The sequence below is a fragment of the Lonepinella koalarum genome (genome assembly GCF_004565475.1).
Classification (GTDB): domain Bacteria; phylum Pseudomonadota; class Gammaproteobacteria; order Enterobacterales; family Pasteurellaceae; genus Lonepinella; species Lonepinella koalarum.
This window is the reverse complement of the sequence record NZ_SRHX01000003.1, coordinates 1-12109: the sequence shown is the minus strand read 5'-3', so window position 1 is coordinate 12109 and position 12109 is coordinate 1. Positions and strand designations below refer to the sequence as shown.

Genomic DNA, 12109 nt, shown 5'->3' with positions numbered 1-12109 from the left:
AGTTTATTTCCCCAGCACCACCAAGGATAGCATCCCTGCTGCAATCAACGGACCCACAGGCACACCGCCTAAAAACGCCACGCCAAGCACAGTGCCAATTAACAAGCCCGTCAACAAAATTGGCTGACTGCTCATTAAAGGAATCCCACGTCCCCCAAACCACGCCACTAACGCCCCCACCGCAATAGCTGCAAACATTTTCCAATGCAATAACGCCGACCAATTCGGTATGGGAATTTTGCCTGACACAATCGGGCTAAGCACACCAATGGTTAAAATAATAATCCCAATCGCCACGCCATTTTTTTCCATAAAAGGAATATATTTGCTTAAAAATGTCTGTTGCATTAACAATAAAATGGTGGCGGAAATAGTGATGGAGCTGTTGCTGCTAAGTACGCCGAGTAAAATGAGAATCACTAATAATAGGGCGATAGCATTAAATTGTAGTGACATAGTTGCTCCTTTAAAGCGCGGTCTTTTTTCCAAAATTTCTGTATATTATAACAAATTCTCCCTTTCCCCATGCTTTTTTATTTTCATTTTCAAAAAAAGTCGGTACACTGACATTCTATGTGTTAAAGAGATCGACTATTATGGATATTGCCTTAATTTTAGCCAGTAAAATCACTGAACTCACCTTAATAGTGTTATTAGGTTACGGTTTGGTGAAATCAAAATTATTGCAACCGAAAGATACCTTTCCGCTCTCCGCTGTCGGTGTGTATATCATTAGCCCAGCAGTGATGCTCAAAGCGTTCCAAATTGATTACAGCCCTGAATTATTGCGCGGCTTACTACTTTCTGTTTCCATGGCAATTTTATTGCATATTATCTTAATTATCATGGGGATTATTCTCAAAAAAATATTTAAACTAGATGGTGTGGAGCATGCGTCTGCCATTTATTCCAACTCGGGTAATTTGATTATTCCGTTGGTCATGTCTATGTTTGGCGATGAATGGATAATTTATGCAACCTGTTTTATCGTGGTGCAAACCGTATTATTTTGGACCCATTGTCGTGGTCTGATCTGTGGTGAAAAGTCGCTATCTTTAAGTAAAATCATTAAAAACATTAATATCTGGGCGATTATTATCGGTGCTACTTTGTTTGCATTTCAGATAAAATTACCGTCTATTATTGTAGGCACGTTATCATCGGTCGGTTCATTTATCGGACCCAATGCCATGTTGATTGCGGGTATGTTGATTGCAGGCATTCCATTACGCAGTATTTTGTCATCTAAACGGATTTATTTAGTCACTTTCCTACGTCTTATTTTTGTACCGCTTTGCTTAATGGTGGTGATTAAATTAGGGCATTTCGCTAGTTTTGCCGAACATGGCGAAACCATTGCGTTAATCAGTTTCTTAGCCACCATTAGTCCCGCGGCGGCAACGGTGACGCAAATTGCTGTATTGCATGGTAAAGATGCGCAAAAATCCAGTGCGATCTATGGTGTAACCACCATGTTATGTGTAATTACCATGCCATTAATTATTACTTTATATCAGTTGGCTTAGGTAAATTTAAGCGATAAAGATCCTTGCTATAAATCACTCCTGTCGGATTAGTGACATTATAGCCAGCCACGTTTGGAGCAATACTCACTGGCGTAGCATATTGAAAAATCGGCATCACCACATATTCTTGTTGAGTACGTTCAATAATTTGCTGATAAACTGCGGTGCGTTTTTGTGCAGAAATATCAGGAGATAGGGTTTGCGCTAATAACTGATCAATTTCAGGATCAGAAAATCCCATTTTATTATCCGCGCTTTGGGAATGTAACATAGATAAAAAAGCGGACGGATCATTATAATCCGCACACCAACCCGAACGGATAATTTGAAAATCCCCTTTCACTCGTTTTTCTAATAAGGTTTGATAAGACACCGGTTCAGCTTGTACTCGGATTAAATCTGACTGCGACCAACCACGAATTAAATGTTCTGCGATTTGTTGATGTAACCCATTATTATCATAAGTTAAACGTAGCTTCAGTGGGTTTTGTTCAGTAATGCCGGCTTGTTGTAATTTCTGTTCTACCAGCGTCGGTTCAAAATCTCGTTGCTGTTCAAATTGCATATTATTTGGTAAATAATTAATCCCATTTGGCATAACAAAAGGATATTGGGACACAATATCACTTGGAATCATTGAAATTAACGCACTTCGCACCGCTTTTTGTTTTAATATGGGATGACGGAAATTAAATTCATAAAAATAAGTACAAAGCTGTGGAAAGTAATTGATATTATCCGATTTATGTTTAACATTCTGAATAATATCAATAGGTTGACTAGAATGTTGCACATCAATTTTTTGATAAATTACTTTGCTAAAAGCTCGCCTATGGTCATTTGAATAATACGGATTTTGGCTTAATTGAATACGATCTGCCGTTTGTTCAACCACGCTATAAGCACCATTGGTAATAAACGCCTTTTTTTGTTCTGGGGTTGCTTGATAGCTCGGTAACAAGGCAATATGCGCTAACATTTTAGGTAAATAAGGCGTTGATTTATCTAGTTGAATTTGTAAACTATGCTCGTCTAAGACCTGTACACCAAGCTGTTGCACGGGCATACTTTGCTCAATCACTTGCTTAGCATTTTGCATATTCATATAGAGCAAAAATTCTTTCTGCGGATTATCCGACAAGGCTAAATTTTGCCAACTTCGGACAAAATCCTGTGCTGTTACATCTTCACCATTTGACCATTTGGCATTTTGACGTAAATGAAAAATCCATGTTTTTTGATCCGCACTTTCCCAACTTTCTGCCATACCTGCGACAATATTTCCTTGCGGATCGTAAATCACCAAACCTTCAAATAAATCTCGTAATAAAGCGCTTTGTTCAGGTTGCCGAATTTCTGCTGGTTGTAAAATAAAAGGATCATAGACACCACGAACTAAAACATCAGCTTGATAGCTAGATGATTGCTCTGGTGTGACTGATGGCGAAGTCGGATGAAGCTGTGTTGAATTTGATTTATTCGGCTCACAAGCAGAAAGACAAATTAAGCTAAAAATTGCCGTTATAGATAATTTGCTGAATTTTATCCTATTCATCTGTTTTGCCTTATTGCTAAATATGTTAATTCACCGGATATTCTTCAATGGTCACCGGTAATTCAAAAATTCGCCCTAAACGAGAAATCATCACCTTAACCTGTGTATTAGGTTTTGTATTGCTAATCACTTGCATAATTTGCTCCGGTGAATTTGCCGCCATATCATTAAATTTCAACATTACATCACCCGCTTGAATACCCGCCTTGGCAGCCGGACCGTTAGGTACCACATTTTCAATTAAAATCCCACTGCTGCTTGCATCACTTTGTCCGTTGCTAAATAAAATATTACTTTGCACCCCAAAATAACCGCGGATCACTCGACCATCACGGATAATTTTTTTCATTACATCATTGGCAATTTCAATGGGAATGGCAAAACTAAGTCCTTCGGCAATTTCAGTTGCATCTTTGCCAATACTTAACGTGCTAATTCCCACTAATTCACCCAAGGAATTAATCAATGCACCACCAGAATTACCTCGGTTAATCGATGCATCAGTCTGAATAAAATTCTGTCTCCCTACGGTTTCACCAATCGCATTCCGTCCCGTGGCACTGATAATACCTTGCGAGACACTTTGTCCTAAATTATAAGGATTGCCAATTGCCAAAGCCACATCACCCACATGAACTTGATGTTTTGGATTTTGTGGGATAGTCGATAAATTATCCGCTCGAATTTTTAATACTGCAAGATCAGTCAAGTTGTCCGAACCAATCAGATTGGCTTCAAATATTTGTCCATTTTGTAAAGCTACGATAATTTGATCTGCACTTTGAATCACGTGTTTATTAGTAAGAATATAACCGTCTTTGCTCATAATCACACCGGAACCTAGATTATTGGTAGAAACGGTTCCAGTATCTAAATTAGAATTACTGGTAAAGGTTCGATTATAGACGTTCACTACTGCCGGCGATGCAATTCGTACAGCATCTTTGAAGCTGATCACTTCACTGGTTAATTTTAATCCACTCCCACCAGTAAATTTAGGAATCACAAATAAAATAAGACCTGCACAAATTAAGCCGATTAACGCTGATTGTAATAATTTTTTTATCATGATTGCTTTTCCTATGCTTTTCTACGGTAAATGGCTTTGAGATCATCACCGAGTTGTTCAACAGATTGTAATTGCCATTGTGGAGCTTGCGAGAGTTGATGCAGATTAGGTAACTTACACAACCCCTTAGCCTGATCACCTAATAATTTAGGAGCAATATAAACAATCAATTCATTGACTAACTTCTGTTCAATTAATGTACCGGCTAAAGTCGCACCACTCTCCACCCACAGATTATTAACTTGGCGCTTTGCCAGTTCTTGCATTAAGGTAAAAAGTGCGGTCTGATTTTCGATGGTTTTTAACTGAATGTGCTGGCAAAAATCAGGATAATCCGATAAATCACGTACTTTATCACTCACTAACCAAACCGGTGAATCGGTCTTAAAAAGTTGATGGGTTGGTAAAACTCGATGTTGGCAATCCAAAATAATACGAATCGGTTGACGTAGATTTTCAATGGCATATTGCTGCTGAATATCAGCGGGTAACTGTTGCCAACGTACATTTAAACTAGGATCATCGGCTAAAACAGTGGCTGATGTTGATAAAATAGCGGATGCTTTGGCCCGTTCTTGTTGTACATCGGATCGAGCTAATTCACCCGTAATCCATTTGCTGTCACCATTCGCCATGGCGGTACGACCATCTAAACTCATTGCCAGTTTTAACTGTACAAAAGGCAGACCTGTTCGCATTCGGTGTAAAAAGCCCTTATTCAGCACTTCCGCTTTTTCTTGCAATAATCCCACCGCAGTTTCAATGCCTGCATCCTGCAACATTTGCAAACCACGTCCTGCTACTTGTGGATTAGGATCCAACATCGCCGCAATCACTTTACTCACACCAGCGTCAATGAGTCCTTTAGCACAAGGCGGCGTACGACCATAATGGGAACAAGGCTCCAATGTGACATAAGCAGTGGCGTCTTTGGCTTGCACACCGGCTTGACGTAACGCCATTACTTCAGCGTGGGGTTCGCCCGCTTTAAAATGAAAACCTTGTCCAATAATTTGTCCTTGTTTCACTAATACGCAACCTACCGACGGATTGGGTGATGTGGTAAAACGTCCCCGTGCCGCTAAATCTAACGCCAGTTGCATAAATTCTTGATCTTGTGGGCTAAATGTCATTAGGCTAAATCCTTGATTTTATCAATTTCCTTGGAAAATTCGTTAATATCTTCAAAACTCAAATAGACTGATGCAAAACGAATATAGGCGACTTTATCAAGCTGCTTTAATTCATCCATCACTAAATTTCCCACTAATTTACTAGCTACCTCACGCTCACCTGTGGCTTGTAGTTGGTGAATAATATGACTTACTGCTTTTTCAATATCATCTTCGCTAACAGGACGCTTACCAACGGCATGTTGAATACTATAGCGGAGTTTACGTTCATCAAAAGGCTCTCGAGAACCATCGGTCTTGATGACTCTAGGGACGATCAATTCAGCACTTTCAAAGGTCGTAAAACGCTCGTGACATTGCGTACATTCACGACGGCGACGAACTTGATAACCTTCGGCAACCAAACGGCTATCTATGACTTTGGTTTCTTCGGCGGAACAAAATGGACAATGCATAATAATTTCCTTGTAAATTTCCCCTTAGTTTAACAAAATTTTGCCATCAATAGGGCTTATTTTTCCAACACTTGTTTGGTTTTATCGTCCATTTCTACATTAATTTTGTGATCGACTACCACATTCATATTGATCGTGATCCCTTCTTTCGGCGTTTCTAGCTGCACGGTTGGCGTACAAGCGGTGAGCCCCAATAAGGCAATTAGCATAAACTGCGGTGTAAATTTAATTATTTTTCTCATTTTGTCAGTTTTTGATAAAAGTCATATTTCAAATTCTGTTCAAATGCTGAACCATAGTTAAGCATATCCCATAATTCATACACATTTTCTTGATGATTATAATTCAACGTAATTGGATTTTTATGCTTCTTGGTTGGATTATACCCCATTATATGGGAAGATAATATTAACAATCCATTTGGCTCAAGATTCACCGTGGCAGTTAAATTTTGCAAATTCATTTCACTGACTACATCTGCCAAAATCCCTTCGGTAAGTCCGCCTGATTTTAACCCTTTGATCAATTCCGAACCCAATTTTAAATTCACATCTTGATGCTCAGTTTTAGTAATTTTACCATGACAAATAATACAACGGGCATTTTCCAACCAGAATGGGAAAATGGCATTCACTCGCCCTGTTAAACCGACTTGCGTATATTCTGCCATGGCTAACGCCTGAGATAAGTCAATATTATGTAATTGCACATTGGCGATTTTCTGTTGTGGTAAGGCAAATTTATTAATGCTCACATCCCCCCCCAACAAATCTAATTTAAGTTCGCTTAAGGTCAAAGGTCGCTTTTTAGTATAAGGGTAATAACCTTGTACTTTTACACGTAAATTTTCTGCCACCAATACGCCAGATTTTAAATGCTTTACCGAGACTTGAACTGGATTTTTCACCAGCTCAACGGTGCCATTGATATAGCGATAAGGTAGGGCAAATTCAATACCTTTCAATTCACCATCTGGAAAAGCAATTTCTCCTTGTCGAATAGAAAAGTGTCCCCCCATTTGTAAACCACGTTCCAAACTGACATCAAAAGATGTTTGTCCTTTAATCGTACCATTAATAATCGCCCATTCCCAATGGTGTGGAAACAATGGTTGGAATACCTTAGCAGATTGTTCCAACCAATAAATGCGACCGACTAATTCGTCATGACGATAATGGGCGAATAATTTTATTGGTCCTAATCCACCGGCTGTCATATCCCCAGCCAAATTCACATCTTTAATATCCGTCCCATTAATAGCAAGATTCAAAATAGGCTGTACAAAATGTCCACCATAATCTAAACGAACTTCAGGGATTTTAGCTTGCAACAATCCTTGTAGTTGCTTTTCTTCATAATCCCACCGAATGATTTCTTTTAGTCCAAGGTCAATTTTCGGTACATACATACCCGACCGATGGAATTGTGCTATATTTGCATTCAACTGATGAATCTCCACTTTATCGGATTGCCATGCACCTTTTCCGTTGACCTTAAGGGTACTTTTTAAGGCTTTAACCGTAGCTTTTCCTTTAAAATTCCATTTCCACCAGTTAGTATCGCGCCCTTTTAAGGTGACACCATTACGTTGAAAATCACGCGTTCGCAAGGAAAATAAAGATGTTACCCCCGCCACAAATTGATTTGCTTCACCATCTAAATGTAAATCAATATCGGAAAATTGAGCGGTATCTCCTTGTAAAAATGCCTGTAAACGTCCGCCAACCCCATATTTTCCAATAACCGCATCAGCTAATGGTAGTCGCACATTCATATTAGCATTCGGTTCTTTCCAATTCACACGTAAGGTGGATTTTTCTTTAAATAAGGCAAACAAATCATTTTCATCACCGCGTACATCAAACACCGCATCGACATAAGCAATAGATTGATCATATTTAATGTTACCATGTGCTTCCAATGGTATATTTATTTTTTCTTTGGTAATGGAACCATTGGTACCATAAATCACGATATTACCTTTACCCGCTTCCCCCGCAGAAAACAGACTCAAACGCATATCTATATCAAGTGGCAACCAATTTTCAGTAGGTTTTCGCAAGGTTAAATTTAACACCCCTTGCAAAGGTTGCTGTAATGCATCAATATCCCAATAAAAACGACTTTGTTCAATTTGTAGTTGATTTTGCTCAAATTTAAACGGTACATTTAAAATCTGTTGTTGATGCTCAAGATCCTGCAAACTCAATGTACCTTGTTGATCTTGCCATTGAAAAGTTAAATCTGCTTGTCTTATCGGTAAATCATCACGCTGCCAATGTAAATCTAGTTTTCCCTGTGTTGGCAAATCTAATATATGTTGTGCTAAGGCTAGCTGAAAATTTAATTGATGTTGCTGTTCAGCTTCGGGTTGATAGGTTAAATCGCCAGTTAATTGCTGATTTTTTAATATGGCATTCAGTTTAACAAGATCCTGATTGCCCTCTTTACCGTTCGCTTGCAAGCTAATTTGCTGATCTTGATAAATCAATTTTGCCGATAACTGACTTTGTAATAATTGCTGCACAGCTGCAGCTGTTATGCTGTCTGTATTAATGACTTGTAAATCCGCAATGTCTAGCTCCATGTTTGGCACATTAGCCAAAAGCGCGGTTAAATTTAGCTGACTTTTTGGTGTTTCATCAGATGTAGATAATTGCATAAGACAAGCATAATCCACAATCGCTTTGTCTGCGCGCAAAGATCGGGAATACCACCATTGAGCCTGTACATTTTCTAGTTGCACTAAAGCACAAGAAGACGGTTGATTGAGCTTCACAAGCAATGAACTCAAATTCACCTCTGTCGTTGAAACTTGTGTGTTTTCGGCAATTTGAACGGAAATTTCTTGTCCTAAAAAATAATTCACCAATCGCTCAATATGATGGGGTGAAATAATTAATATGGTCACAATCCCTAACATACTGATAAACAGTAATAATGAGAAAGCAAGAAATTTCTTAACCATATAGATTAGCTAACGTAAGAAAAAATAGACCAAATGGGTAAAAATAAGGCGATAAACAATAAAACAACTAGGGTTTGGTAACGCAATTTTATTTTTCTAATAATATGCAGCGCTAAAATAGCCATTAAAACCAAATGGGAAATAAAATAAACCAAAAGAGCAAAATAATTTGTAAAAAGCACCGCACTTTGGCTGGTAGTAATGGACATAAAAATTAACACGCTAATGATATTCAACAATAACAAGACTGACATCGCAAAGGGTAATAACGCAATAAACGCTTGCAAGCGGTTACGAGAAATCAGCAAAGCAAAATTTGCTAATATCACACCAATGAACAGTTGAGCGAGTGGGCTATAAATAATAGCGTTAGATATGGGTTGAGTAAAAATTAACCATAGATATATAGCAACGCCGCTCAGCCCTATAATAATCCCCCCAAATAGACGTTTATTACGTAACGTTTCATCTTCTTTAGGTTGCTTTAACGCCACAATTGTCATGATTAACCCACAAGCTGACATAGCTAATATTGCAACTTGATGCGTGCCAAATAAACCAATAATACCTGAACATAACCAATAAATCGCAAACAAACTTTGGCTAGCCATTAAACGCCCACGTTGTCCGGGACAGATTTCCCCTTTTATAAAAACCACAAGGCAAAGTAATTGCGCTGTTAAAAAAGCGCATGAAAAATAAGTTATCTCAACTTGCTGTTGTAAGAATATAGCGTAACACTCAATAATTACCGGCAATAATACTGGAATAGATGATAAAAGTGCGGTTTGTTTTAAGGTGGTTTCTTCAGACATATTATGTTTCAGATCAGTTAATTTTTCATTCTGTGATTATACTGACTTTATCAAGCCAAATCAAAAAGCGAGATAAGCTGCCATTACAATAGCATTTTCACGTTTTCCATCAAGAGTAGGGTAATAATTTTTACGCACACAAACGGTATTAAAGCCACATTGTTCATATAATTTTTGGGCTTTTTGATTGCTTTCGCGTACTTCTAACCACAGTGTTTTTATGCCTTTTTGCTGTAACTGTTGAAGTAAATGATTAAGCAAGATAGAACCGAGTTTTTTTCCCTGAAATTTAGGATCAATAGCAATATTAAACAACGTCGCTTCATCAAGCACAATTTGGCTAATGGCAAAGCCAACAATTTGATGATTGAGTAAAATCTTTAGATTATGATAACGCTCGCCCTGATTATTTGTTAACGTCCCTAATGACCAAGGTATAAGATGTGCCTCTTGTTCAATTGTAAATAGACGATCAAAATCCTGCGGTACAATAAATTCAATTTGAATATCCATAACGTTCCTTATTGACGTTTTTTAGGCAAATGATCAATGTCCGTTTTTTTCTCAATTTCCTGTTCTTGATAATCAAACACAGGTAGTCCCCATTCAAAACGAATCGCCAACAAGCGGATAATAAAGCCACTAAGTAAGGTTATTATCACCACAAGATCGTGCTGAATACCAAGCTCGTGCAATCCGATATAAATACAGATCGCCAATAAAGCAACGCTAGCATAAAGTTCTTTTTGGAATACTAGTGGGATACGGTTACACAGCAAATCACGCAAAACACCGCCAAATGCACCAGTAATAATTGCTGCGATAATCGCAATAGTATAACCATGCCCCATATCTAAAGCGACTTGCGCTCCGATAATGGAAAACACAATTAATCCCACAGCGTCTAACACTAAAAAGATTGTACGGAAATATCGCATGAAATGATTAATAAAGGGAGCAATAAACACCGTCAACACCGCAGCCGTGGCAACAATAATAAAATATTCAGGATGTTTCACCCAACCCAATGGATAATGCCCCAATAAGACATCCCGCACTGAACCACCACCAATAGCCGTCATGGATGCAATAATAATCACCCCAAAAATATCCATTTTCTCCCGCCCGGCTGCCAACGCCCCCGTAATGGCTTCGGCAGTGATCCCAATGATGTAAAGAATGGACAGTAGCATAGGTTCTAATATATTGATGAAAAGTGCGGTTGATTTTAGCGCAGTTTGGGGGAAATAGCAAAAGGGTATAATTTAGATTAAGAGGCAGACCCGATGCGTCTGCCCAAATTTAATCCTAATCATATCTATCTCCAATTTGATCGATTTCAGAGGGTAAAGATTGTCGCATAATACAAGGTGGCTCAACACCATAAGCATTAAGTTTATTTAATTGTAATAACCCCGTTAGATAATCCGCGGGCATTCTAATGGGATAGGCAAGATTTAATAATTTCTTTGCACCGTTGAGAGTAAGTAAATAGGCATCTGCCATAATAATACAACGTTTAGAATTTTTTGAAGGGCTACGATAACGCACTAATTTATAATTTTCATGGAGATTACGTTTAAATAAATGGGATTTCGCCTTGCCATGATCAAGAAAAATAATTTCACGTCTATCAGGCACTTTTTTTAATACATCAGTGATGATTTTGTTAAATTCATGATGAATAATAATATCATCTTCAAAGATAATGGCTTGTTCAATATTTTTTTTAACCATATGCTGATAAACCTTAATATGGCTCATGGCACAACCAATTTCACCTAGGGTGAGTGGTTTGTTGGCGTTATATTTTTTAGGATAAAATTCATAATCAACCAGCGAAAGTTCTTCTTCACTCAAGGAGTTACCATAAACGGCGTCGATAAATTGAAAGGGGATATTAAAGTAATTAAAACGTTGAGCAATAATATTTCTGCGACTGGAATTTTTTAGACTAATGACAAATATGGCTGGTTGCTGGTTGCTGGTTGCTGGTTGCTGGTTGCTGGTTGCTGGTTGCTGGTTGCTGGTTGCTGGTTGCTGGTTGCTGGTTGCTGGTTGCTGGTTGCTGGTTGCTGGTTGCTGGTTGTCATAATTATGCTTACCTATATAATAAGAATTATTGTATATTATATAGACAATCATAATCCTATGCAAGTATTTTTTGCTTGTATATCAAGTGACTACAGGATAGGTAAAGGAGTATACTCCTTTGAAAATAGATTATTTTTTAGGCTTCTGTAGGGGCGTATTGCATACGCCCTAGAACGTGATACTTCCATGATTTGAGAAAAATATATCAAGCATGGGCGTATGCAATACGCCCCTACTCATCTTGTTCGTGCAACCTATTTTTTGAAGATGTTGAAGGAAATATAAAAAGACAAAACCCCAGTCACAATCGTAACTGGGGTTCGCTTTAAATTAAAAACCTGATGGTGACCTACTCTCACATTGGGAAACCCAACACTACCATCGGCATCACAGCATTTCACTTCTGAGTTCGGCATGGAATCAGGTGGCGCTACTGCATTATGACCATCAGAAATCAGGGTTCAGATGACAGGTTTCAGACGGCAGTGCCGTGC

Annotated in this window: 12 protein-coding genes and 1 rRNA gene; 1 reads left to right on the top strand and 12 read right to left on the bottom strand. The window is 38.3% G+C overall.

What is annotated here, in order from left to right; all coding sequences use genetic code 11:
- Positions 1–3: 3 nt before the first annotated feature.
- On the bottom strand, positions 4–456 hold the full coding sequence (locus E0709_RS04720) for a DUF441 domain-containing protein (RefSeq protein WP_132301038.1): 453 nt from the start codon (positions 454–456) through the stop codon (positions 4–6).
- Positions 457–596: 140 nt separating this feature from the next.
- Here E0709_RS04720 and E0709_RS04715 point away from each other — a divergent pair, with 140 nt between their 5' ends.
- Positions 597–1526, top strand: a complete 930-nt coding sequence (locus E0709_RS04715) for an AEC family transporter (protein ID WP_132301040.1) — start codon at positions 597–599, stop codon at positions 1524–1526.
- On the opposite strand, the gene E0709_RS04710 is transcribed toward E0709_RS04715, so the two are convergent.
- The 11 genes from E0709_RS04710 to rrf form a co-directional block, all read right to left on the bottom strand.
- On the bottom strand, positions 1504–3081 hold the full coding sequence (locus tag E0709_RS04710; protein ID WP_132301042.1) for a peptide ABC transporter substrate-binding protein: 1578 nt from the start codon (positions 3079–3081) through the stop codon (positions 1504–1506). The genes E0709_RS04715 and E0709_RS04710 overlap by 23 nt on opposite strands.
- A 25-nt stretch (positions 3082–3106) precedes the next feature.
- Positions 3107–4150: an outer membrane-stress sensor serine endopeptidase DegS gene (degS, locus tag E0709_RS04705; protein WP_132301044.1), complete on the bottom strand. Its 1044-nt coding sequence runs from the start codon at positions 4148–4150 to the stop codon at positions 3107–3109.
- An 11-nt stretch (positions 4151–4161) separates the two neighbouring features.
- Positions 4162–5283, bottom strand: coding sequence for a bifunctional diaminohydroxyphosphoribosylaminopyrimidine deaminase/5-amino-6-(5-phosphoribosylamino)uracil reductase RibD (gene ribD / locus E0709_RS04700; RefSeq protein WP_132301046.1), 1122 nt, complete (start codon positions 5281–5283; stop codon positions 4162–4164).
- Positions 5283–5738 (bottom strand): transcriptional regulator NrdR, encoded by a 456-nt coding sequence (gene nrdR / locus E0709_RS04695; RefSeq protein WP_132301048.1) that lies wholly within the window; start codon positions 5736–5738, stop codon positions 5283–5285. Before nrdR ends, ribD begins: the two co-directional genes overlap by 1 nt.
- A gap of 56 nt (positions 5739–5794) precedes the next feature.
- The gene (locus tag E0709_RS04690; protein WP_132301050.1) at positions 5795–5980 is read right to left on the bottom strand and encodes a YnbE family lipoprotein; all 186 of its coding nucleotides are present in this window, start codon (positions 5978–5980) and stop codon (positions 5795–5797) included.
- The gene (locus E0709_RS04685) at positions 5977–8706 is read right to left on the bottom strand and encodes a YdbH family protein (protein ID WP_132301052.1); all 2730 of its coding nucleotides are present in this window, start codon (positions 8704–8706) and stop codon (positions 5977–5979) included. The genes E0709_RS04690 and E0709_RS04685 overlap by 4 nt, the downstream gene beginning before the upstream one ends.
- Before the next feature lie 5 nt (positions 8707–8711).
- Positions 8712–9521 (bottom strand): hypothetical protein, encoded by an 810-nt coding sequence (locus E0709_RS04680; RefSeq protein ID WP_132301054.1) that lies wholly within the window; start codon positions 9519–9521, stop codon positions 8712–8714.
- A gap of 60 nt (positions 9522–9581) precedes the next feature.
- Positions 9582–10034 (bottom strand): ribosomal protein S18-alanine N-acetyltransferase, encoded by a 453-nt coding sequence (gene rimI, locus E0709_RS04675; RefSeq protein ID WP_132301056.1) that lies wholly within the window; start codon positions 10032–10034, stop codon positions 9582–9584.
- A gap of 8 nt (positions 10035–10042) precedes the next feature.
- Positions 10043–10714 carry a trimeric intracellular cation channel family protein gene (locus E0709_RS04670; RefSeq protein WP_132301058.1) on the bottom strand — a complete coding sequence of 224 codons (672 nt, stop codon included), beginning with the start codon at positions 10712–10714 and terminating at the stop codon, positions 10043–10045.
- A gap of 115 nt (positions 10715–10829) precedes the next feature.
- A complete protein-coding gene (locus tag E0709_RS04665) occupies positions 10830–11666 on the bottom strand; it encodes a glycosyltransferase family 25 protein (RefSeq protein ID WP_135107929.1) in 837 nt (278 codons plus the stop codon).
- Positions 11667–11951: 285 nt separating this feature from the next.
- Positions 11952–12067 (bottom strand): 5S ribosomal RNA (rrf, locus tag E0709_RS04660).
- Between the last annotated feature and the right edge of the window lie 42 nt (positions 12068–12109).